Source organism: Ruegeria sp. BF6 (assembly GCF_056538665.1).
The window spans coordinates 1-24,044 of record NZ_JBQFTN010000018.1 but is presented as its reverse complement, the minus strand read 5'-3'; the positions used below and the strand labels follow the sequence as shown (position 1 = coordinate 24,044).

18 protein-coding genes and 1 pseudogene are annotated in these 24,044 nt (G+C 54.9%); 10 read left to right on the top strand and 9 right to left on the bottom strand.

Features of this window, described 5'->3' with window-relative positions; translation table 11 throughout:
- Positions 1–4: 4 nt before the first annotated feature.
- The 3 genes from ACR0IM_RS21590 to ACR0IM_RS21580 are packed head-to-tail and all read right to left on the bottom strand — an operon-like array spanning position 5 to position 2,911.
- On the bottom strand, positions 5–1,096 hold the full coding sequence (locus tag ACR0IM_RS21590; protein WP_480643139.1) for a S1 family peptidase: 1,092 nt from the start codon (positions 1,094–1,096) through the stop codon (positions 5–7).
- Positions 1,044–2,147 (bottom strand): hypothetical protein, encoded by a 1,104-nt coding sequence (locus ACR0IM_RS21585; RefSeq protein ID WP_480683195.1) that lies wholly within the window; start codon positions 2,145–2,147, stop codon positions 1,044–1,046. Before ACR0IM_RS21585 ends, ACR0IM_RS21590 begins: the two co-directional genes overlap by 53 nt.
- Positions 2,144–2,911, bottom strand: coding sequence for a hypothetical protein (locus ACR0IM_RS21580; protein ID WP_480595712.1), 768 nt, complete (start codon positions 2,909–2,911; stop codon positions 2,144–2,146). Before ACR0IM_RS21580 ends, ACR0IM_RS21585 begins: the two co-directional genes overlap by 4 nt.
- Before the next feature lie 200 nt (positions 2,912–3,111).
- On the opposite strand from ACR0IM_RS21580, the pseudogene ACR0IM_RS21575 reads away from it, so the two are divergent.
- The 4 genes and pseudogenes from ACR0IM_RS21575 to ACR0IM_RS21560 form a co-directional block, all read left to right on the top strand.
- Positions 3,112–3,406, top strand: a pseudogene (locus ACR0IM_RS21575) (transposase); the annotation flags it as partial.
- Positions 3,407–4,237: 831 nt separating this feature from the next.
- A complete protein-coding gene (locus ACR0IM_RS21570; RefSeq protein WP_480595710.1) occupies positions 4,238–5,257 on the top strand; it encodes a putative 2-aminoethylphosphonate ABC transporter substrate-binding protein in 1,020 nt (339 codons plus the stop codon).
- A 117-nt stretch (positions 5,258–5,374) separates the two neighbouring features.
- Entirely contained in the window at positions 5,375–6,505 is a 1,131-nt protein-coding gene (locus tag ACR0IM_RS21565) for a putative 2-aminoethylphosphonate ABC transporter ATP-binding protein (RefSeq protein ID WP_480643134.1), read from the top strand.
- On the top strand, positions 6,502–8,523 hold the full coding sequence (locus ACR0IM_RS21560; RefSeq protein ID WP_480683194.1) for a putative 2-aminoethylphosphonate ABC transporter permease subunit: 2,022 nt from the start codon (positions 6,502–6,504) through the stop codon (positions 8,521–8,523). The genes ACR0IM_RS21565 and ACR0IM_RS21560 overlap by 4 nt, the downstream gene beginning before the upstream one ends.
- A gap of 29 nt (positions 8,524–8,552) precedes the next feature.
- Here the strand turns inward: ACR0IM_RS21560 and ACR0IM_RS21555 are convergent, their stop codons facing one another.
- Positions 8,553–9,437 (bottom strand): LysR substrate-binding domain-containing protein, encoded by an 885-nt coding sequence (locus ACR0IM_RS21555; RefSeq protein WP_480643131.1) that lies wholly within the window; start codon positions 9,435–9,437, stop codon positions 8,553–8,555.
- Positions 9,438–9,556: 119 nt separating this feature from the next.
- On the opposite strand from ACR0IM_RS21555, the gene ACR0IM_RS21550 reads away from it, so the two are divergent.
- The 5 genes from ACR0IM_RS21550 to ACR0IM_RS21530 all read left to right on the top strand — a co-directional run bounded on the left by ACR0IM_RS21550 (position 9,557) and on the right by ACR0IM_RS21530 (position 16,797).
- Entirely contained in the window at positions 9,557–10,744 is a 1,188-nt protein-coding gene (locus tag ACR0IM_RS21550; protein ID WP_480643130.1) for a 2-aminoethylphosphonate--pyruvate transaminase, read from the top strand.
- Positions 10,745–10,764: 20 nt separating this feature from the next.
- Positions 10,765–12,009, top strand: coding sequence for a phosphonoacetate hydrolase (gene phnA, locus ACR0IM_RS21545; RefSeq protein WP_480643129.1), 1,245 nt, complete (start codon positions 10,765–10,767; stop codon positions 12,007–12,009).
- 3 nt (positions 12,010–12,012) lie between these two features.
- The gene (phnY, locus tag ACR0IM_RS21540; protein ID WP_480643127.1) at positions 12,013–13,476 is read left to right on the top strand and encodes a phosphonoacetaldehyde dehydrogenase; all 1,464 of its coding nucleotides are present in this window, start codon (positions 12,013–12,015) and stop codon (positions 13,474–13,476) included.
- Positions 13,477–13,581: 105 nt separating this feature from the next.
- Positions 13,582–14,934 (top strand): (R)-1-hydroxy-2-aminoethylphosphonate ammonia-lyase, encoded by a 1,353-nt coding sequence (gene pbfA / locus ACR0IM_RS21535; protein ID WP_480683193.1) that lies wholly within the window; start codon positions 13,582–13,584, stop codon positions 14,932–14,934.
- A gap of 198 nt (positions 14,935–15,132) precedes the next feature.
- The gene (locus tag ACR0IM_RS21530) at positions 15,133–16,797 is read left to right on the top strand and encodes a Na/Pi cotransporter family protein (RefSeq protein WP_480597120.1); all 1,665 of its coding nucleotides are present in this window, start codon (positions 15,133–15,135) and stop codon (positions 16,795–16,797) included.
- A gap of 521 nt (positions 16,798–17,318) precedes the next feature.
- Here ACR0IM_RS21530 and ACR0IM_RS21525 read toward each other — a convergent pair.
- The 5 genes from ACR0IM_RS21525 to ACR0IM_RS21505 form a co-directional block, all read right to left on the bottom strand.
- The gene (locus tag ACR0IM_RS21525; RefSeq protein ID WP_480683192.1) at positions 17,319–19,205 is read right to left on the bottom strand and encodes a DEAD/DEAH box helicase; all 1,887 of its coding nucleotides are present in this window, start codon (positions 19,203–19,205) and stop codon (positions 17,319–17,321) included.
- Between the two features lie 233 nt (positions 19,206–19,438).
- Complete coding sequence (locus tag ACR0IM_RS21520) at positions 19,439–20,389, bottom strand: GlxA family transcriptional regulator (protein WP_480683191.1); 951 nt, start codon at positions 20,387–20,389, stop codon at positions 19,439–19,441.
- 73 nt (positions 20,390–20,462) lie between these two features.
- A complete protein-coding gene (gene proX / locus ACR0IM_RS21515; protein WP_480683190.1) occupies positions 20,463–21,455 on the bottom strand; it encodes a glycine betaine/L-proline ABC transporter substrate-binding protein ProX in 993 nt (330 codons plus the stop codon).
- A 21-nt stretch (positions 21,456–21,476) separates the two neighbouring features.
- Positions 21,477–22,448 (bottom strand): ABC transporter permease, encoded by a 972-nt coding sequence (locus ACR0IM_RS21510; RefSeq protein ID WP_480597129.1) that lies wholly within the window; start codon positions 22,446–22,448, stop codon positions 21,477–21,479.
- A gap of 9 nt (positions 22,449–22,457) precedes the next feature.
- Complete coding sequence (locus ACR0IM_RS21505; RefSeq protein ID WP_480597131.1) at positions 22,458–23,540, bottom strand: quaternary amine ABC transporter ATP-binding protein; 1,083 nt, start codon at positions 23,538–23,540, stop codon at positions 22,458–22,460.
- Between the two features lie 159 nt (positions 23,541–23,699).
- Between ACR0IM_RS21505 and ACR0IM_RS21500 the strand changes: the two genes are divergently transcribed.
- On the top strand, positions 23,700–24,044 hold a 345-nt coding region (locus tag ACR0IM_RS21500), incomplete at its 3' end, for a GntR family transcriptional regulator (RefSeq protein ID WP_480597133.1).

Below are 24,044 nucleotides of genomic sequence, written 5' to 3'. Positions count from 1 at the left end.
AGCATTACGGACCGCTATAGGCTCCAGCCTGCTTAAAATACGCATCACTCACCAGACGTTGAGCTTGCTTTCTAATCTCTTGAGCTTCACTACGGCTGCCTGCGCCGATTACGACCGAATACAGACCGTTGGTCAGGTTCGAGTACAAATCCGTATCAATGATGATAGCCTCACCGGGGAAAAACTGCTCTGCCCGGTTTTTGAGCTTTCGCGCATCGCTCAGACCGCTGTGAGGGAACGAGCCGAGAAAAACAAACCACTCCGAGCGTGCGCCTGCAGGTGCGGGCGCAGGTTCAGGCTCTGGCGTCGGTGGGGGATCGTCGGTGGGGGTGATTGTTTTGATATCCCAGGGATGGGCCCAGGCCTGAAATGCGCGGGCGATGAACCCGATTGACGTTGCCCTAGTAACACCACCGGCGTCCTCAATTATGATCCCTGCCACACCCTCAGCCGTCGTGAGCGGTGCACCAGATGTACCTACCTGAACATTCAGTCCATCGATCAGGATTTGATCGTCCAGATCGACACTGTTTACAATCCCTGACTGGAACGGAACGTACCATTCTCCTGCCCTGCCAATGAACCAAACCTTTGTTCCTCGCTGAATCGGCGCGGCCGGGCTGATCAGTAAGTCTGGCGAGATGGTCACACCTACTGGTAGTTCCGTCCGCAGCACCGCAATGTCGCGCTTTGCGTCAGCCGTCCCGATCAGCGTTGCGGGGAATTGCTCACCCCGACGGTGAAACCAAGTGACCTCGACCGATTTCGCGACTTCGCCTGGTCCCCTACCTCGAACAACGTGGTTAGCCGTGACGATGTACGCGCCTGTTGAATTGTGACCTACGACAAAGCCAAACCCGTCTTGTTGCAGACCGGACTCCCATGTGGTTTTGACTTTCACCACGAGACTTCTGAAGTCACGGGCGAAAGATTCACCAGAGAATTGCTGCGCTTTCGCTTCGTTGTCCCCAAAGACAAAAACAAACGCGCAAAAAGCACTGACCAACAATGACAGAACAGGTCTTAGCATCGTCTTCCCCTCCTCATCCGAATACGGTTCTGCGAATACTCCAGGCAAAGCCCCAAACGATCCCAAGGGCACTCCACAAAAACGTCATTCTGTTATTGTAAAAGATATACTCCAATACGGTCGGCCGGAGGTCGATGGGCTCTCCAGCCTGAACCATCTTGATGACTTTTGCCTTGCCCTCGAAGGTGATCATCAATCGCTCGTCCAACGAGATGCTGACCAGTCGTGCTTCGGTGGCCTCGCGTATTTCAATGTGATCACCGCGGTGGAGGACGACTTCTTTTCGCGCTTGTGGAAACGACAGATGACCAGAGACTATCGTGGACTCAAACTCGAAATTTCCGGGGCTAGACGAAATTTTCCGCGCAAAAGACAGTTCCGAAATTTGAACGTTATCAATTCCGCTTCTACTTCCACCCTCAATGCGAATGTGAACAGGCACAGCCAAACTTGGTTCAGCGGCAAACGTAACAATCTCAGGGATGTCAGGAATGCTGGAAATTGGCCCGTCCAACTGAGGGTCTGCCGCAACATAGCTTGAACCAACGTCCACACTTGTCGCGCTGTTCATAGTCAGTTGCCCGCTCACAGCAGCAGCCTCTGCGAATAGATCAGTTGAGACAGTGTCAGTGTCTATTGTAACGCGACCGCCCTCACCAACCATGAGTGCCTCAAACGTTAGCTGCCCACCTTTCAGTCCAATGCTCTCTGGTTGCTCTTCCAAATCCCCTGCAGAAATTGCGGTCGGAAGCTCGACGCTTTCGAACCCAACCAAGCGCAGACGGTCGATTTCACCGATCGAGGCGTTCCATGACCAGTCACTTGAGACCTCGAATTTGGTACTTTCACTTTCCACAAACAGTTTGAGGCTACTAACAGGCATTCGAATAACTTGCCCAAGACCGACGATAGTAACGCAAAGAATGCCAATCACGACGGCTAATAAACGCTCGCGCCCGGGTCCTTCTGTGTCAGAAGCCAACAATCGATCATATTCGCGTATTCGTCTCAACTCGGCCGCTATATTCGCATCTGGGTTTGACAAAACAGCGGCTGTAGCTGCGCTTAACTCGGCTTCCCGTTGTTGGACGATCCGGCGTCGTTCCGAGGCTTTCATTGGTTGACCCGCAGAACGTTGAACTGAATTCTTGCCCATTTGTCGCTGTTTTCTCTCTTTGCCGCGACATCTATACGAATTTCGGACGGTGGCCCGTTGGGCAGGCTAACAAAGACAGTTTTGCCAGAACTGACGGGACTATCGATGACGCTTAGCCACTCTGTCTCAACGCCACCTTCGTTCCTACGCCAGTAGATTTCCTCTGCATTCATTGACACACGAAACATGAGCGTGATCACGTCGGACGTCGTGTTATGCGAATCGCTGGCAACGATTTGAACAGGAACGAAGGTTTTTTCCCCTCCTGTTTCGATCCATCCGTAAAGACCTAGGTTTCGCGGTTTCAAACCCGCTGCTTTTACAACGTCCCCGATTGGCCAGTGCAATCGCGAGCTGCCATCAAGGACCCCATCCATCTGGTAATAGGTCTTGAGTGGAAGAGCGACGGCGCGAACCCTTATCTGCCTATTCATGTGTGGCGGTAAGCTCGCCGTTTCCGGTCCAACGATCTGTACTGTATCGGTTGAAAAATCAAAGGACCGATTTAACATCACTCCTACGAGTTCGAGGCCGATAGCACGTACGGTAGATTCATATAGTCCTTCACAGCGCGTATTGGCTTCTCGAACTTTATAACCGAGCGCGTTGGATACAGGTCTAAGATCGCTGCAAGGGCCTGCAGCGTTCTGAGCACCCGACAATGACGCAACAAATAGAATTGGTGCAAGACTAGAACAAAACGATATAAACTTGGTATATGTCAAAACATGAATCTCCGTATACCAATAGCTAAGTATACTCGAAATCGCCCCAAATCGCTATAAGTGTAAATTGTTGACCCAAAGGTGCTGCCAGACAAATTCCAAACAGTCTCAGCGGGACCAGTCGAGCAGCCCTTTAGGCTCAGCACCCTTTGATTTCTAGCGTACTGCGTGATTCACCGTGCCCAAAACAAGCGGTGAATATGTCTGACCTTTTCTGGTTGAGTGACGAGCAAATGGTTCGTCTGGCCCCCTTCTTTCCAAAGTCCCGTGGCAAACCTCGGGCGGATGACCGGCGTGTCCTGAGTGGGATTATCTTCATCAATCGCCGTGGTTTACAATGGCGCGATGCGCCCATGGAATACGATCCGCGCAAGGCGCTCTGCAATCGTTGGAAACGGTAGAGAGGCAAAGGCATTTTCGCCGAGATGCTGGACCGCTGGTCGTGGTGAAGAGAAGACGGTCATGATCGAAGCAGCATATCTCAAAGCCCAAAGGTTTTCCTGTCCGCATTCGCGCTGGCGGCACTCGTCATTTACTGGTTATGAGTCCCGACCCTAAGACGTTATCGCAATGACAGCTAATACTGGCACTTAAAAGAACGAGAACCGTCAGAACCAATTTCTGATTTTTCTATGAGCCTGACAACGCGCTGAGAATTATCGGCGCCAATCACACCGTAATCGAGTAGGACATAGATCGTATAGTTTCAGCCCATCGTTGAAAATGGTGCTTCTTGTTGCTTGGCCTATGGTTTTGTACGTTACGTAAGGACAATCGCGCCATTGGGTACGGTGTCCGCGCTCAGGGAAAGCTTCGTTGTTTTGCGAACAATTTTCTTTTGATTTTCTGGTGGTTCAAAATGGCACCCCACAGCGGCACGATACCCCGAAACTGGCGCGCGCTATGCAACAAGTGGGGTACATTCCACGTGTGTTCGGCCATGCTCACGGCAGGTTGGATCGAGCATGTTACACACGAAAACACGCCAATGTTCCTTCACTTGACCCGTAAGATGCTAAATCAACGCATATGAAATGCCGATCCGACCTTTGCGCAGACAATTGTGCGTGCCGGAGGAGATAAGAACGGGTGATGCCAAATCAAGCAAGACCCATATTTCAAACGTCTAGAACCCTGCTGCGAACCCAATACTGATCGCAACACTTAGCGTTGAGCGGAAGCTTTATCCATAGGGCTGGCTTATGACGTTGAAGGTATAATCGATTTTTCTTGAAGATAATATCTGTCAAACTGTCGACACTAATCTGAATGACAACGCCGCATGAGAATGGCGAACCCATCAAAAATTTCCGACAGAGGACAACAATGAAACACACAACATCACTTCTTACCGCTCTGGCCATCGGCACACTGACCGCGACAGTAGCGGCATCAGAAACGGAATTGACAGTTTACACTGCCGTTGAGGCAGAAGATCTGGCCCGGTATGCTGAGACATTCAACGAAAGCAATCCTGATATCAAGATCAACTGGGTTCGTGACTCGACCGGCATCATCACCGCAAAGCTGCTGGCTGAGCGGGATAACCCGCAAGCTGACGTTGTCTGGGGGCTAGCGGCCACGTCACTGCTGTTGCTGAAATCTGAAGGCATGCTGGAGCCCTACGCTCCGGTCGGGGTCGATAGCCTGGATCCAAAATTTGTTGACAATGACAACCCGCCGGCTTGGGTAGGCATGGATGCCTGGGTTGCATCCGTCTGCTACAACACGGTCGAGGCTGAAAAGGCCGGGCTGACACCTCCGACATCTTGGAAGGATCTCACCGATCCAATGTACAAGGATCAAGTCATCATGCCGAATCCAAATTCATCAGGCACTGGTTTCCTTGATGTTTCAAGCTGGCTGCAGATGTTTGGTGAAGACGGCGGCTGGGAATACATGGATGCGCTGCACGAAAACATCGCGCGATATACCCATTCGGGTTCGAAGCCCTGCAAACTGGCGGCTGCTGGCGAAATCCCGATCGGTATCTCGTTTGCCTTCCGCGGTGCTAAATCAAAGGCGGACGGCGCCCCGCTTGAAATCATCGTTCCGTCTGAAGGCGTCGGCTGGGACATGGAGGCAACCGCAATTGTTGCCGGTACGGCAAATCTGGAAGCCGCTCAGAAACTGGTTGATTTCTCGGTCACCAAAGAAGCCAACGAGATGTACAACAGCGGTTATGCGGTTGTGGCCTATCCCGGCGTCGCAAAACCGGTCGAACACTTCCCAGAGGGCCTTCTGGATGCAATGATTGACAATGATTTTGAGTTTGCCGCCAACAATCGCGCGGCAATCCTGAAGGAATGGCAGTCTCGCTATGACGGAAAGTCGGAAGCGAAGTAATCCTATTGGCAGGAGGGGCGTTTGCACTCCTCCTGCGCACCACAGTCTTGTTCCCCCAAATACAACCTACTCACCCGGTTCAGACCGGCCAGGTAAGGCCGTGCCCGAGGTGCAGATATGAGGGCCTCTCCCGTGCTTCAGAAAACGCCACCCGGTGAACTGTATCTCAGTATCCAAAATTTGTGGAAAGCCTTCGGTAGCTTTCTCGCACTCAAGGACATATCGCTGGAAATCAACGAAGGTGAGTTTGTCTGCTTTCTGGGTCCGTCGGGTTGCGGAAAAACTACTCTGCTGCGGGCCATTGCAGGCTTGGACCTGCAAACCAAAGGCACGGTCATGCAGGATGGCAAGGACGTGTCCAACCTGCCCCCGTCCGAACGTGATTTCGGGATTGTGTTTCAGTCCTATGCGCTGTTTCCCAACCTCACAATTGAAAAGAACATCGCCTTTGGTCTGGAAAACTCGGGTCGCAGCAAGTCTGAAATTGCGATCCGTGTAAACGAATTGTTGCATCTGGTCGGACTTCCCGATCAGGGAAAGAAATACCCGGCGCAGCTGTCGGGCGGGCAACAGCAAAGGATTGCACTTGCGCGCGCGATCGCGTCCAAGCCCGGCTTGTTGCTGCTGGACGAACCCCTGTCGGCGCTGGATGCCAAGGTGCGCGTCCATTTGCGGCACGAAATCAAGGAATTGCAGCGCAAGCTGGGCGTGACCACCGTGATGGTGACCCATGATCAGGAAGAGGCGCTGGCCATGGCTGATCGCATCGTGGTCATGAATCACGGGGTTATTGAGCAGGTAGGTCCTCCCACAGAAATCTACAGGGAACCGTCCAACCTGTTTGTGGCTGATTTTATTGGTGAAATGAACCAGGTTCAGTCTCAAGTAACAAAGGGCGGGCGGCTGAGCGTGGGCGAAAAAACTTTTGCCTGCCTAGGCCATCAATTCAACGACGGAACGCCGGTTGTGGCGGCAATCAGGCCAGAAGATGTGATACCCCATGAAGCTGGGTATCTGGATACGGGTGGCAACCGAAACTGCATCGAAGTCACACTTGATGAGATGGAGTTTCTGGGCTCATTCTGGCGCTGCCGTCTAAGCAACGAGCGGTTCGGATCATCGGAACTGATTGCCGATTTCTCGATCAATGCTGTGCGTCGTCTTGAATTGGAAGAGGGACGCAGCATGGTGATTGAGCTTCCTGAAAACCGCCTGATGGCCTTTGATGTTCCGGAGACCGAGGCATGAGCACGATCTCTACCAACAGCGATACCATGCCACCTGGCGCCAACATCAAGCCCAAGCTCAGCCGCGATGACATCCTCATGCGCGGCAGCATGATGGTCATCGTTCTTTATCTGATCGTGACCCTGGCGTTGCCGCTTTACACAATGCTGTCCAAGTCATTTTCCACCTATCGGGTGGAATTGTCGCAATACGAATTCCAGGTCAGCGATGAGGCGGGCGTTTATGACGGGACGATCTTGTCTGGAGATGCTCTGAACCGTCAGACCGAGACGTTTGCAGACACCGATCTTGTGACTGGTTCGGACGGGCGTTTGCCGGTGACGGGTCTGTTTCCGGATTTCAGCTTCCGCAGCCCGGTCATGTACCAGATCCGTAATGCAAGCGACACCGGACGCTTTTTGGTCGGATCAAAGTTACATGACGGCACTGACTGGGTCGAGCTTGATTCCAACACCTTCCGCCGGGTTCAGTTGCGGCCAGTTCAATCGCGGGGTCTGGATAACTTTGTAAACTACTTCTCGACACCTGCGCTTTTCAATTCAATCAAAAACTCGCTTTGGATTTCCATTGTAAGCACTATTGTGACGGTGACGCTGGCCTTTTGGTTCGCCTATGCGCTCAATCGCAGTTGTATGCGGTTCAAGGGCGTCTTTCGCCTGATCGCGATGGCGCCGATTTTGGTCCCTTCACTGTTACCAGGTATTGCGTTGGTATACCTGTTCGGCAATCAGGGCATGATCAAGGAATTGCTGTTTGGCGCAAGTATATACGGCCCAATCGGCATCGTGATCGGATCAGTCTTTTTCACCTTCCCACACGCCTTCCTGATTATTTCAACAGCGCTGGCAATCTCGGATGCGCGGCTTTATGAGGCTGCGGTAAGTCTGCGGTCAACACCATGGCGCACGTTCTGGACGGTCACGGTTCCGGGTGCCCGCTATGGCCTGATTTCAGCCGCCTTCGTGGTGTTCAATCTGGTAATTACCGATTTTGGCCTGCCCAAAGTCATCGGCGGGCAGTTCAACGTGCTTGCGGTGGATATCTACAAACAGGTGATCGGCCAGCAAAACTTTGAGATGGGCGCTGTTGTATCCGTGGTTCTGGTGATCCCGGCAATCCTCGCCTTTGCCATCGACCGCATGGTCCAGTCCAAACAAGTGGCACTGTTGTCGGCGCGGTCAGTGCCGTATCAAGCAACCCCTAACCCGAAAGCTGACCGCCTATTCCTCGTCTATTGCAGCCTTATTGGGGTATTCATCGTCGGCCTTCTGGCCGTGTGCCAGTTCGCGGCGCTGATCAAATTCTGGCCCTACGATTTAAGCCTTAGCCTGCGAAACTATCAGTTCGACAAGATGGATGGCGGCGGATGGGGATCATATTTCAATTCGATCCGGTTAGCCCTGCTGACCGCAATGATCGGAACCACTGTTGTGTTCTTCGGCGCTTACCTGGTGGAAAAATCGAAAGGGTTCCGCACTGGCAGGTCGGTCTTTCAGATGTTCGCGATGCTGCCAATGGCAATTCCGGGAATGGTGCTGGGGCTGTCCTACATCTTCTTCTTCAACAACCCCTCGAACCCGCTGAACGGCATCTACGGCACTATGGCGATATTGGTGATCTGTACGGTGACGCACTTTTACACAGTTTCGCACCTGACGGCGGTGACCGCACTCAAACAAATGGACCGCGAATTTGAGTCCGTCTCGGCCTCGCTAAAACAGCCGACGATGAAACTTTTTGCGCGGGTTACGGTGCCTGTATGTCTGCCTGCGGTTCTGGACATATCCATTTATCTGTTCGTGAACGCAATGACGACCGTATCGGCGGTGGTGTTCCTCTACTCGCCCAAGACCACGCTTGCGTCCATCGCGGTGTTGAACATGGATGATGCCGGGGACATCGCACCGGCTGCGGCGATGGGGATGATGATCTTTTATACAAATGCTCTCGCCCGGATCATTCACCTGACAGCGTCCAAGGGAATTCTGAAACGCACCCAGGCCTGGCGCAGTCGCTAGCTGCCATTCTTGGCACCCTGCCCCGCCAATCAGGCGTTGGCGGGGTTTTCTTCCAAGGTACGCTGCGCAAACTCTGTGAAGGCGCGGATGATCTTCACTTCTCGCCTCTGCGACAGCGATATGATGCTCTCACCCATCTGCAGGTTGATGCCTTTAAGCTTGATCTGTCGGAGGCGGTCATCATGACCGTACTCCGCCTGCGAGACGAAGCCTATACCTGCGCCCGAGGCCACAAGTTCCCGTATCGCCTCACGTCCTTCCGCCACAATCGCCGGTTTCAACGTAATCCCGTGTTTTTTAGCCTCGTCTTCCAGTTTCTGGCGCGTTTTCGAACCTGTTTCACGGAAAATAAGCGGCAGATTTGACAGCTCTTCCAGGGACAGAGTGGGTTTCGACGCCAAAAGAACACCCTGTGCGGCAAAGGCCACGATCTCGGTGGAACCAAGGCTCAAGACATCCAAATCCTTGCCTGGAGACAGGCTGCCCACTACGCCAATTTCCGCGTTGTAAGCCCTGAGTTCTTCCAGAATCTCCTCACTATTCCCCGAGCGCACGCTGATCGTGACATTCGGATTTTTCTTCTGAAAGGGACCCAGAAACGCGGTCAGGTGGTGCGCTGAGTCGGCGATGATTCGTAACTCTCCATCGATCAAAGCCTTGGTCTCAGAAAGGTAATCTTCGATCTGACTTTCGATCTCGAAGTATTGCTTCGTAAATCGATAAAGCTGCTCACCGTCGGGGGTTAGGGTTACACGTTTGCGTTCGCGCTGGAACAACAACAGATCGTGGTCCAGCTCCAACTTGCGCACCTGCTCCGAAATTGCCGGCTGCGTCAGAAAAAGAGCCTCTGCCGCACGCGAAAACCCACCATGCTTGGCTACAAAATGAAAGGCTTTGAGCTGGCTGTGTCGCATAGCGGTCCTCCAATGCCAGCTCATAGGCTGTGCTTATAATAAGATTGATATTTGCAATTTCACATATAGAAACGTTTGCTGCAATTGTGTTCTTAAAAATACCTTTCTGGAGCCTGGTTATGACGCCTTCCAACCCCAAAATCGAACAACCGCGCCTCGGTGAACCTTACCTTCTGACGCCCGGTCCATTGACGACGTCCTATGCCGTGAAGGCAGCTATGTTAAAGGATTGGGGCAGTTGGGATGATGACTTTCGCGCCATGACGCGCGAGGTCCGGTCCAGTCTGCTGGCGTTGCTTGGCAAGGGCGCTGATGACTTCGACTGCGTCCCAATGCAGGGCAGTGGTTCGTTTTCAGTCGAAGCGATGCTTGCATCATTCATTCCGCGCGATGGTAAGGCGCTGGTACTAGCAAATGGTGCCTACGGTCAACGCTCCGCGAAGACCCTGGAGTATCTGAACCGCGCACATGTGGTTTTGGACAAGGGCGATTATCTGCCGCCCCGCGGCGACGAAGTTGCCCGCATTCTTGCCAAGGATTCCGATATCACGCACGTGGTTGCGATACACTGTGAAACCAGTTCGGGCATTCTGAATCCCGTCGAAGAGATTTCCGAGGCCACCTATGCCGCCGGGCGCAAGCTTCTGGTTGATTCGATGTCTGCTTTCGGTGCGATCGAGTTGAAACCAAGCGAGATCAGGTATGAGGCAATGGTGTCCTCGGCCAACAAATGTATCGAAGGCGTGCCCGGATTTGGTTTCATAGTTGCCCGAAAATCCGAGCTTGAGGCCGCTGAGGGCAACAGCCATTCGTTGAGCCTGGACGTGCATGCGCAATGGGCACATATGAACAAGACCGGTCAGTGGCGGTTCACCCCTCCCACCCATGTAGTTGCGGCGTTCATCGAGGCACTTAGGGCGCATACCGCCGAAGGGGGCGTTCCTGGCCGCGGCGAGCGATATACCCGCAACCGTGATGTCATGGTCGCGGGAATGCGCGAGTTGGGCTTTGAGACCTTACTCGACAGTCGCTGGCTCAGCCCAATCATCGTCACTTTTTTCTGTCCGGCGGACGAAAACTTCGTGTTCGATCAATTTTATAACCTTATGAAATCAAAGGGTTTCATCATTTATCCGGGAAAACTGACGGTCGTTGACAGCTTCCGAGTCGGATGTATTGGCCAAATGAATGAAGAGGTCATGCGCAAAGTTGTGACAGCTGCAAAAGAATCATTGGAGGAGATGGGTGTGAAAAACGCCGCACCGCCCCTCCGGGCATTGGAAGAACGCGCCAAACTGGCCGCATAACTATCAAGGAACGTATCGAGATGACTATCCAAACCCCTGTCGTAGCCAACGAGCGCGTCTATCCGACGCCGAAAGTGCCCGCAATCGCGATCTGCCTGGATGGGTGCGAACCAGAATATCTGGAAGTCGCAATAGCCAAGGGGCTGATGCCCAATCTCAAGAGGATGAGAGAAGAAGGCACGGACCGGCTGGCTCATTCCGTGATCCCGTCCTTTACCAATCCGAATAATCTGTCAATCGCGACCGGGCGCCCTCCCATCGTGCATGGTATTTGCGGCAACTACTTGATTGACCCAGACAGCGGAGAAGAGGTGATGATGAATGACGTGCGTTTTCTGCGCGCGCCGACCATTTTCTCGCAATTCTACGATGCAGGGTTCCGCATTGCCATGGTCACCGCCAAGGACAAACTCCGCGCCTTGCTTGGTGCGGGGTTGAAATTCGACGAAGGTCGGGCCGTCGCCTTTTCTTCGGAACGCTCGGGCGAGACGACGATGGCCGAGCACGGTATTGACAATGCAAGCAAATGGCTGGGCATGTGCGTGCCCGAGGTCTATTCGGCCGAACTGTCTGAGTTTGTCTTTGCTGCGGGCGTCAAGCTGTTGAAAGAGTTCAAGCCCGACGTGATGTATTTGTCGACTACCGACTATATTCAGCACAAATTCGCGCCCGAACAGCAAGGCGCGCTGGATTTCTACGCGATGTTCGATCGCTATCTGGGCGAACTGGACGCGCTGGGTGCAGCTATCGTGGTGACCGCCGATCACGGCATGAAGCCAAAACACTTGCCTGACGGATCACCCGCCGTTGTCTATGCACAGGATCTGATGGACGAATGGCTGGGCAAGGACGCCGCGCGGGTCATCCTGCCCATTACCGATCCTTACGTCGTGCATCACGGCGCTTTGGGATCTTTCGCGACTGCCTATCTTCCCGAAGGCGCAGATCAGGATGACATCATTGCCAAACTCAGGGCGACCGAGGGTATAACCCACGTGCTGACCAAGGCCGAAGCCATCGAGCAGTTCGAGCTGCCGGGCGACCGGATTGGCGACATCGTGATGGTTTCGGGCGAGAACATCTGCATTGGCACGTCCGAGCACCGTCATGATCTGGCGGCCCTGAAGGAACCACTTCGCAGCCATGGCGGTTTGACCGAACAAGAGGTTCCGTTCATCGTGAACCGCGTCATCGACCTTCCGAACCAACCGGTTTTGCGCAACTTCGACGCCTTTTTCTACGCAACCACAGCGGCGGCACAGTAAGTCATGAAAGATCAGACCATGTCGAACATCGAAACACGAAACGAAGGGATGCGGATCGGCGGTGAGATTGTCTTTACCGACGAAACGGTTCCGGTACTCTACCCCTACACCAACGAGGTGGTGGGTCATGTCCCGGCCGGCACCGCCGAGCACGCGCGCAAAGCCTTCGAGATTGCGGCAAACTACAAGCCGAAACTCACCCGGTATGAACGCAGCCAGATTCTGCAGCGCGCGGGGGAACTGATCGGCGAAAAGCGTGAATATCTGGCCAAATGGCTGACGCTTGAACTGGGCATCTGCCACCAGCATGCGATCTACGAAACCAAGCGGGCGCAGGATGTGTATCAATTCGCGGCAGCGGAGGCGCTGAAAGATGATGGTGAGATTTTTTCGTGCGACCTGACCCATAATGGCAAGGCCCGCAAAATCTTCACCACGCGTGAGCCGGTGAAGGCGATCAGTGCGATCACGCCATTCAACCATCCCCTGAATATGGTCAGCCACAAGATCGCGCCGTCGATTGCTACCAACAATTGCATGGTCTGCAAGCCGACGGAACTGACCCCGCTGACCTGTCTGACGCTGGCGGATATTCTGTATGAGGCGGGTTTACCGCCCGAGATGTTCCAGGTTGTCACCGGCTGGCCCGCTGACATCGGGGATGAGATGATCACTAACGAAAATATCGACATCATCACTTTCACCGGCGGCGTGCCTGTGGGCAAGATGATTGCCGAAAAAGGCGTCTACAAACGCCAGGCGCTGGAACTTGGTGGAAATGATCCTCTGATCGTCCTCAACGACCTCAGCGACGCTGATCTGGACAAAGCCGCCACGATTGCAGTTGCAGGTGCCACCGGCAATTCCGGCCAGCGTTGCACCGCGGTAAAGCGCATTTTGGTGCAGGAAAGCGTGGCGGACAAGTTCGTGCCGCTGGTGCTGGAGAAGGCCAAGAAGATCAAGTTCGGCGACCCGCAGGACCCTGAAACCGAACTGGGCTGTGTGATCCACGACAAGGCGGCAGAGCTGTTCGAGAAACGCGTCTACATGGCCGAGGAAGAAGGCGCGGAAATCCTCTATCACCCCGGTCGTCAGGGCGCGCTGCTGCCGCCCATCGTGGTCGACAAGGTTCCCCATGACAGCGAATTGGTGATGGAAGAGACCTTTGGCCCCATCGTCCCCATCGTGCGCGTGCCGGACGATGACGCAGAGGTGATGGCAATCTCGAACTCGACCGAGTTTGGCCTGTCCTCGGGTGTATGTACCAATGATCTGAACCGGGCGATTGCCTACATCAACGGGCTGGACGTCGGCACCTGCAATATCTGGGAACAACCGGGGTACCGGATCGAAATGTCCCCCTTTGGCGGCATCAAGGACAGCGGCAACGGAGTGAAAGAGGGCGTCATCGAAGCGATGAAATTCTTCACAAACGTCAAAACATACTCCCTGCCATGGCCAGGCTGACACTCCTACCCTTTCCGTTCTCGGAAGGGGTCTCAAAATTTCTCCCTGGAACTTGCGGACCTTTCTGGGTCCGCATCTTTTCCAAAGCGACAGCGAGGAGCGGAAATGCCACAGATTGTCCACACCGAAGGGGAATCAAATACTTCGAAAGCCCGCAAAGCATGGCTGAAGATGTCCATTGGGCCCAAATCATCACCTTTGCTAAAGCGTGACGCGGATGTTTTTCTGCATCAATCCTTGTCCAGCCCCTGCGTCAGCACGATTGCCCAGGCAAAAGGCATCTGGATCGAGGACCTCGATGGCCACCGATACATGGATTTCCATGGCAATTCGGTGCATCACATCGGTTATGGTCATCCTCGGTTAGTGCAGGCGATCAAGGATCAGCTGGACGACCTGCCCTTTGCCCCACGCCGCTTCACCAATGACCCGGCGGTGGAACTGGCCGAAAAGCTGGTTGCCATCACCCCCGGTGATCTGGGCAAGGTGTTGTTCACCACCGGCGGCTCGGACGCCAATGAAGTGGCCCTGAAAATCGCCCGCGCCGCAACAGGCCGGTTCAAAACGCTGAGCTTCTGGGACGCATTCCATGGCGCAGGTTTTGGCGCGGCAAGCATTGGTGGAGAGGCCACGTTCCGCAGCCACATCGCAGGTCCACTATTGCCGGGAACCGAGCACGTGGCCCCATTCCACCCTACCCGTTGCCCCTATGGGCACACAACGCTTGAGGCCAGCGCCGAGGCCTGTGCCAACATGATCGACTATGTATTGGAACGCGAAGGCGACATCTGCGCCGTGGTGGCCGAAGCGATGCGTGCCGTCCCTATAGTGCCGCCTCCGGATTTCTGGAAACGAGTGCGCGAAATCTGCGACCGCCATGGCGCGTTGCTGATCCTGGACGAGATTCCGACCGGGCTGGGCAAGACCGGGCAGTTGTTCTCGTTCGAGCATGACGAGATCGTTCCCGACATTGTCACCATCGGAAAATCATTGGGCGGAGGTATCCTGCCCATCGCCGCCTGCATTGCACGCAAGAACCTGGATGTGTGCGGGGATTTTGCCATCGGGCATTACACTCACGAAAAGAACCCCGTTACCGCCCGCGCCGCCTTGACCACGCTGCAGATCATCGAGGATGAGGGATTGGTCGAACGCGCAGCAAAGTTGGGCAAACACGCAATGACCCGCCTTATTGACGCACTGCAGAATGTTCCCATCGTCGGAGATATCCGGGGCCGTGGCCTTATGTTCGGGATCGAGATCGTCGAAGACCGCACCACGAAGGCGCCGGGAAACGCCCGCGCGGAACGGATCTATTATGCCTGCCTTGAGGCGGGGCTAAGCTACAAGATCAGCCAGGGATGCGTACTGACCCTGTCGCCGCCGCTGATAATTTCCCAAGCGGAGTTGGACCGGGCGATCGACATCGTTGTTGCTGCAATCGAAGACGAGATTTGACCCGCTGAGCCACATCCGCCGCACATTGTAGGATTAAACGAAAAAGCGGCAGCCATACGGATCAGTGCCTAAATGAAAGCAGCACTAAAGAATCGACTGGAACGCCCGCGCGCGATGCCGTGTCGGAAGAAACACTATTTACAGGGTCTCGAATGAAAACTGCGATGACCTGAGCCGAGTTTGCAGGCGGAGTGAAGTATGGCAATTGTCACCTTTCTGATCAGTCTGGCCGGGGCAACCATGCTACTGCTTTTTGCGGTGCGCATGGTGCGTACCGGGATCGAACGCAGCTATGGCGCGTCCTTCCAGCGGGTGATGACGCAGCAACGCAGTTACTTGCAAGCTTCGCTGGTGGGCGTGGTGATGGCAATGGTGCTGCAAAGCTCGGCTGCGGTAGCCCTGTTAAGCTCGGGATTTGCTGCAAGCGGAATGCTTAGCTTTCCGGTTGGGCTGGCCATTGTGCTGGGTGGCGATCTGGGCTCGGCTCTAGTCATTCAGATCCTTTCGTTCAAACTGGACTGGCTTGTTCCGTTGCTGCTCGCCGTCGGCGGCTATCTGTTCGTCAAGACCGAAGCCAAGAAAGCCCGACAGCTGGGGCGTATCCTGATGGGTGTGGCCTTTATCCTGATCTCACTTAGGTTCCTGCGAGAGGCGATGGATCCTATCCGCGATAGCGCGTTTCTGCCTGCCGTGGCCGATTATCTGGCCCGGGACTATGTCACCGCCTTCCTCGTCGGCGGAGCATTGGCATTTGTGATGCACTCGTCAGTAGCGGCCATTCTTATGTGCGTGACGCTTGTACAGATTGGCGCGATCCCGTTTGCCGCGGGCATGTCGCTAGTTTTTGGCGCGAATTTCGGTTCAGCTTTCATTCCGATCTGGTTGACACGTGGGATGCCTGCGACGGCCAGGCGGATACCCTATGCCAATCTCGCGCTGCGGGGCAGCTGGGCTTTGATTACCCTGTTTGCTGCAAACCTGACCCTACGCACCGGGTTTTTGGGCAACCCGCAAGGGGGCCAGATGCTCGTCAACACCCATCTTGCCTTCAATCTGTCGCTTCTGGTTCTGGCTCTTCCGTTTTGTGCCCGTTTGCAGAAACTGTTAGAAACGCTCTTGCCAAATCAGAAGAAAGAACCGCGTGCTCAACCCACAAGACCGGTTAGTGCGTTGGACATGGAAAGTACCGCGATTCCCAGCCAGGCCATACCAAGCCTCAAACGAGAACTGCTGCGGATGAGCGATCTTGTCGAGACCATGTTCCGCCCCGTCCTTGAACTGTACCGCAGCGGAGACAAAGAACAGATCCGGTCTGTTCGGGCCATTGACGAAGACGTAAACCAGTGCCTGTCAGGTATTCGGACATTCGTTGCCGCAATGCCGGCGGAACTTTATGAAAAACAGGATGCAAAAACCGCGCGCGATCTTATGGAACTTGCGATCCGGCTTGAAACGGCGGGTGACGTTGTGGCAAAGCGCCTAACCGTGTTGGCAAGTGAACTACGTGCCAAGGGCTCGAGTTTCTCGCAGGAAGGCTGGTCGGAACTGGTTCAGATGCACGAGGGTATTCTGGCTAATATGAAGCTGGCATCGAACGTACTTATCTCAGACGATCTGGAAAGCGCGCGGCTTCTCAGCTTAGAGAAAACCGAAATAAAGCGGGTGGAGCGCGAGAGCCGGAAACGACATCTACGCCGGTTGCAACACGGGACAACGGAAAGCTTTGAGACCAGCGATATTCATCTGGAAACGTTACGAGCGTTTCGTGAATTCAACAGTCACATCGCGTCTGTTGCGTACCCAGTTCTGTACCGGAATGGCCAATTGCTTGAGACACGATTGATAAAGGAAATAGCTGATTAGCGCGGTAGCGTGTTTGCCATAATCGGTCCTCCGTTTCCTAAACATAGTGGTGGACCAGTTCAGTTGGATAGGCTCAGGTGACACCTAGCGTAATGTTGAATAATCGCGACAGTTGACCGTCCCCGACAAGCCAAGTTTTTTCCGACCTGTTGGTTGTTCAAACTCGAAAACTGGTCAACACTTACTAACTTGCATCTTGCCGTGCGAACCAAAAAGAAATGCCACCAACGCCCGGAAAGAGCTCTTCGCCAACATTCTCAAATAAATGGGAACGATGGCGAATGAGATACCTGTTGCACGGCAGTCGCTACTTGCAACGATGAGAGGGCGGCCTCACGGAAGCTTGAGTTCATTCTTACGGAGGAAGCGTCGCATCTGCCTGTGAAGAAAACACTAACCATCCTCGGCATAGTGGCATTGACCAGATCAGCTGCCGGATTGGAAAAAATCTCTCTTTTCAAGCAGCTATCCGAAAACAGTGTAGCAAAGCATGCTCCATTGAACTTTGGCAAACGTTTCGCCTATTTCGGGCGCCTTGGCATAGCATTACCACCCTTAGCGGCGGCCGCGCGAGCACGGTTTTTCTTGCTGCTTGGCTTACCTTTGGGTGGCGGCGGGCCTTTCGGGCGGCGGCTCGGTTTTTTGCCAGGGCCGCTGAGGCTGTCGCGTTTGGGCTTGGGTTCAGCTTTCACCTTGTCAGAAGTCTTGGGTTCCGTCTTTTTTTGCGCCCTCGCAGGCTTCTGTTTGGTAAGGCGAGGCGGTTTTTGCCCGGTTTTCTCCGGACCTCTTTTGCCTTTTGCGCCCCGTTTGGGGCCTGTCTTGGCAGGGTTTGAAAAATCGGGTGCGGCATCCAGCTTCACGATGTCTTTTGTGCCCTCGATCTTCATCTCGGGCCCGATCGCGTCCAACAACCCGGGAACGCTGCTTTCGCGAATTTCGACATAGGTCACATCGTCAGCAATACGGATCGCGCCGACATCAGATTTGGTAATGTTCCCCGCCTTGCAAATCATGGGGAGCAGATAACGCGGAGACGCATTGTCATTGCGCCCTTCCGACAGTGAGAACCAGACGCTCGGGCCAAAGGGCGCGTTTGGCTTTGGACTGGCGTCCTTGACGTCGCTCAACTCTTCTGGTGCGGAATGCTGCCGCTGGTATTGACGGACATAGGCCGCGGCGAGTTGTTCCGGCGAGAACCTTGCCACCAGCTCATCAATGGATGGGCGTTCGGTCTCAGTTATTTCCGTCAGCCAATCGTCCGAACCGAACATCCGCTGCAAGTCCTGCGCGTTGACCTCGTCGGCAGAAGGGGCAGCCCCCCATTCGGCCGTCAGTTTGGCGAATTTCAGCAGACGCTGAGCCTTTTTGAACGAAGCAGGGGGAACGATCAAAGCGCTGACCCCTTTGCGCCCGGCGCGCCCTGTTCGGCCCGAGCGGTGAAGAAGGGTTTCATGACTATTTGGCAGCTCGGCATGGACCACCAGATCCAGGTTTGGCAGGTCAATCCCGCGGGCGGCGACGTCGGTTGCCACACAGACGCGGGCACGCCCGTCACGCATGGCTTGCAGGGCGTTGGATCGTTCGCTTTGCGTCAACTCCCCGGACAGCGCCACGACAGAGAAACCGCGGTTCGACAGTCGGGCCGTCAGCCGGCTGACCATGGCGCGCGTGTTGCAAAACACGATGGCGTTTGGCGCCTCATAAAACCGCAACACGTTGATGATCGCGTTTTCACCATCACGAGGGGCCACGCTCATCGCGCGGTATTCGATATCAGCGTGCTGCGTCCGTTCACTGACAGTGCTGACCCGCTCGGCATCGCGTTGATACCCGGCGGCAAGGCTGACAATGGCGCGGGGAACCGTGGCTGAGAACAACAGCGTTTGGCGGTCGGTCGGCGTTTGCTCGAGAATGAACTCCAGATCCTCGCGGAACCCGAGATCGAGCATTTCGTCGGCCTCGTCCAGAACCACCGCACGCACGGCGGTCAGATCGATTGAGTCGCGCATGATATGATCGCGCAACCGCCCCGGCGTTGCGACAACGATATGCGCCCCCCGGGCCAGCGCCCGGCGTTCATCCCGCATGTCCATGCCGCCAACGCATGAGGCAATGAAAGCTTCCGCATCGAAGTAAAGCCATCCCAATTCGCGTTTGACCTGCATGGCAAGCTCTCGCGTCGGCGCGATGACCAGTGCCAAAGGCGCATCCGCGGTATCGAAGGCTTGCGCGTCGCCCAGAATGGTCGGCGCAATGGCCAGACCGAACCCGATGGTTTTCCCCGATCCGGTCTGCGCCGATACCAACATGTCCCGGCCCTGCAGCTCTGGCGCAGTCACGGCCTCTTGGACAGGGGTCAGTGTGTCATATCCTTTGCGCTTCAGCGCATCTGCGAGAGTCTGTTTCATGGCTCGGCTTTCTTGGGTGATGCTGTCACCCTCAGAGCGTCCAACACACGGATCATAATCGAAGCGCAGCTCTTACCGAGAGAACAACCGGATGTATAGGGTGGAAAATGCGTGTCCGCGGCGCTTTCGGGTTAGAAACCCACGCGATGCGACCTGTGGCAATAAGAAGCCGGAGTAGTCGATTTGTACCCGGCAACTCTGCTAGCTGGCTGTTTTATCGATAAGATCGCAATTCATCCGATCTTGTTCTTCTGTAAATGTGGGGTAATCCCAAAATGGGCACGGTACACCCGCGCGAAATGGCCAGGGTTTTCGAAGCCGCAGGCAAATGCAACTTCCGTAACCGAGGCTTCTGTTTGCAATAGCAGCTTACGCGCTCGGTCTAGTCGCATCTCCATAAAGTACTTTTTGGGGGACGCATTGAGGTACTTTCCAAACAAACGTTCCAGCTGACGCGTCGATATCCCAATTTCCGCCGCTATCTTAGACGGCGAAACCGGTGCCTCGATCGACTTTTCCATAATCTGGATCGCTTTGGCCAAATGGGCGTTTCGCATTCCATTTCGAGACTGGATCGAAACACGCTGTTCTGCCGTGGCATTGCGAACGGCGTTATAAACCATCTGGTCAGACACTGCGACGGACAGATCATGGCCGTGATCCTTCTCAATCAGATATAGCATCAGGTCCGCGGTGGCCGTACCGCCGGATGCAGTTATGAATTTGCTATCGACGGTAAACACACTGCGCACAAGATTGACCTCAGGAAAGGCCTCCATGAAGCTGTCGTGGTACTCCCAGTGAATAGCCGCATCAGTGCCGTCCAGAAAGCCTGCCTCTGCCAGTAGCCAGGCTCCGGAACACAACGCTCCGATCCGAGTGCCCCCGGCACGCTCGCGTCTAAGTGCGGCCAGCAGTGAACGCGACGCATGTGCCTGCATGTTTATGCCTGACAAAACGAACAAACGATCACATTTTGGAATACTTGTTAATCCGCCATCCACAACCGTTTTAGTGCCGTTCGAGCAGGTGACGAATTCCCCGTCTTCGGACAAGATCGACCATTTATACAGCTCTTCACCCTGCACAAGGTTTGCTATGCGAAGAGGTTCAATCGCACAGGAAAACGCCAGGTGCGAAAACTCTTCGATGAGCAGAAAAACAAAGTGCTGTGGATTGGACATGGTGGTCATCGGTTCAAAAGCAAACTGCGCGGAACGAACCGCGCAGTTTCAATAGCAGGGATATTCCCTGAGGTTAGTGCGCAGCGCCGCGGGCAGCCTTCAGCCAGCCGTCGTACGCAGCTTTGTTTGCCGCGATCCACTCATCAACATGGCGGTCGATGTCATCCGAGCTGTCTTCGCCGTCCGCGATCATCTTGTTCTGCGCCGAAATATCGTTGATGTCAATTTTGGCAACCTCGAACAGCTTCGCGGCTGCAGGGTTGGCCTCCAGGAAGTCATCGGTCGCCACGACACGGATGCTGTCGACGGCAAAACCTAGGTCCTTGCCATCAAAGGTGGTCTCGGCTGTCGCGCCATCTGGCAGTGAAGAATAAGGCACAGCCAGAAACTCGACGTTTTCGCCCGGGATCAGAACGCCCGACACCCAATATGGGGTCCAGGTATAATACAGCACGTTTTCGCCGCCTTCGTTGCGTGCAATCGTGTCGGCGATAATCGCGTTATACTCACCCTGGTTATGGTTAACCGTGTCTCGCAGCCCGAACTCGTCGAGTTGATGCTCAATCACGCGTTCACAACCCCAACCGGGAACACAGCCTGCCAGATCGGCCTTGCCGTCACCGTCGGCATCGAACAGCGCAGCTTTTTCGGGGTCGGCCAGATCGCCAAGGTTTTGCACACCAGCGTCGTAGGCGGATTTGTTGACCAGATAGCCCTGCAATGCGCCATCGATCAGGGTGCCAACCTTTTCAAGAACCTCATCGCCACCGGATTCCTTGAAAAACGTGTCATGCAGACCGTTCCAATGGACCGCGGTGAAATCCGCGTCGCCAGTTCCCAGGGCCAGGTGCAGCGTTTGCGCCTGAACCTCTTCCGGTTCCGCAACATCGTAGCCCAGATCAGTCAGAGCCTTGAACAGGATTCGGTGCTGGAATAGCTCTTCGGTGATCGGCTGAATGATCGGACGCACGGTGACGCCTTCGCCGGGCAGGTGACCGTCGGCAAAGGCAGCCGTGCTCAGGATGTTTGCGGCGGCAAAAGCAGCCAACGTGGACTTGATGACCATTTTTAGGATCCTCACTGTTGATTAGTGCGTTTTTTGTGGTTCAGGTGTTTCTTCGGGTTGTGGTTTTTTGATCAGGCGCATGACTGCGCCGACGGGGCCGCCTTCATACCAATGGCGATGGCCGCGCTCGCGACCCGACTGGCCCATGCCTTGCGTGATCCGGTCCAGAACAATGGCCAGAATCACGATCCCAAGACCACCAACCAGAGCCTTGCCGGCATCCAGCCTGCCCATGGCCCGCAGCACTTCGTTGCCAAGTCCTTTGACCGAAATCATCGAAGCGATCACAACCATTGACAGCGACAGCATGATGGTCTGGTTCACCCCTGCCAAAATGGTCGGGGTGGCCAAGGGCAACTCGACCTTGAACAGAACTTGTCGCGGATTGGCGCCAAAAGCCCGGGCGGCTTCAACCACCGACGGGTTCACGCCCCGGATGCCCAACGAGGTCAGACGGATCAGGGGCGGCAAGGCAAAGATGATTGTCACCACCACGCCCGAGACATTGCCGATGCCGATCAACATGACCACCGGTACCAGATACACAAAGGCCGGGATGGTTTGCATGGTGTCCAGAATGGGGCGAATGGCCGCTTCGAAACGGTCGTTCTTTCCGGCAAGAATGCCCAACGGAAGACCGATGAAGAAACACAGGATTACCGCTGACACGACGATTGCCAGCGTGGTCATTGCCAGACCCCACGCATTGGGTGACAAAAAGCCCAGCACGGTCATCGCGGTCGCAACAAGAATGGCCGTGCGCCGCCCTGCCGCCTGCCATGCGATCAGCGTGATGATAATCAGCATGATCAGCGGCGGAACCGCGTTCAAAGCCGTGTCGATGCTGACAATCATTTCGTTGAAAACGTTTTTGATGGGCTGAATGATACCCCTGTTGGCGATGGCCCAACCTTTGACGCCATCCGCGCTTTCGGCGATACCAAGATCCACTGACGAGAAGGGATCGAGTATACTGAATTCTTTCTCTGCCATGATGCCCTCTCAGTGCTTCATTGTTGCCGGGTCGTCGACATCACCCTGAATGCCACGCAGCAGGGCGTTCTTGGTGACGATCCCAACCGCTTTGCCGTCCGCCTTGACCACAACCGGGTGTTGGGTCGAAATGGACAGGTTGACTAGGTCGTCAAGGGAATGGTCCGGATGGGCTTCGGGCCAAGCCTCGGGATCAACTGGTCCGCGCCGTTGTTCGAACGCTTCCACCGGCTCCATGATCTTGCCAGCGGAAATCAGTTCGAGCTTCGAGATGCCGGCCACAAAGTCGGCCACATAATCGTCGACGGGATTGGTGACGATATCCTCGGGCGTACCGACCTGTACAAGCGCACCATCTTTCATGATGGCAATGCGGTCCCCGATGCGGATCGCTTCGTCCAGATCGTGGGTGATGAACAGCGTGGTCTTCTTCATCTCCGCGGACAGGGACATGAACTTGTCCTGCAACTGACGGCGGATCAGAGGGTCGAGGGCCGAGAACGGCTCGTCCATCAGCAGGATCGAGGGGTCGGCTGCAATCGCCCGGGCCAGACCTACGCGCTGCTGCATCCCGCCAGAGAGTTCATCAGGGTATTTTTGATCCCAGCCATTCAAGTCCACCGCGTCAATCGCGCGCATCGCGTTTTCGCGACGCTCTTTCAGGTCGTGGCCACGAACTTCCTGACTGAAGGAAACATTGTCCAGCACGGTGCGATGAGGCATCAGCGCCATGTTCTGGAACACCATGCCGATCTTCTCGGCTCTCACTTCTCGCAGATCCCGCGCGGACAGCTTGTTGACATCCTGTCCTTCAATGAACAATTGGCCCGATGTGGGTTCTATCAGCCGATTCACATGGCGAATCAGGGTCGATTTACCCGAGCCCGACAACCCCATGATGCAGAAGATTTCACCACGTCCGACGGTGAAACTCGCGTCCTGAACTCCGACGATGCAGTCAAAGCGATCGCGAACGTCCAGCTTTCCAAGCCCTTGTTCCTGAACGGATTTCATCGCCTCATCAGCGCGGCAACCAAAAATCTTCCACAAGTTGCGGCAATCGATCACGGCCTCTTCCGATTGTGTGGCCACCAGACTCTCCCCCTCAAGAACATTTCATGCATACAGCACAATTTTTTCTTGTACACAATGTGTATTTTATTGTAGCACAATTTGCGCAATATGGTTGCTCAGCTTTAATAACAGCGCCATCTTGACCTGACTGGTTCAGATGCAACGATGGAGATTGGAATGAAGGATGCGTCCAAGCGCAAAAAGACGGAGCTTTTCGACTACCTGAAAACGGCCATCATGACGCTTGAGCTGCGCCCGGGCGCGGACTTGGACGAGTCGAAACTCTCAGAGGAGTTTGAGCTATCGCGCACACCATTGCGCGAGGTTTTGCGTCAATTGGCGGGTCAGGGCTATGTCGATCTGCGAGAGAACCGGGGTGCGCGGGTCAGCGAGATGTCACATGTGACCTTACGGGATTTCTTTCTGGCGGCCCCGATGATGTATGGGGCTGTTTTGCAGTTGGCGGCGAAGAATGCGACGGGTGTGCAGGTTGGAGCGCTCAAGGCGGCGCAGGAGGCGTTC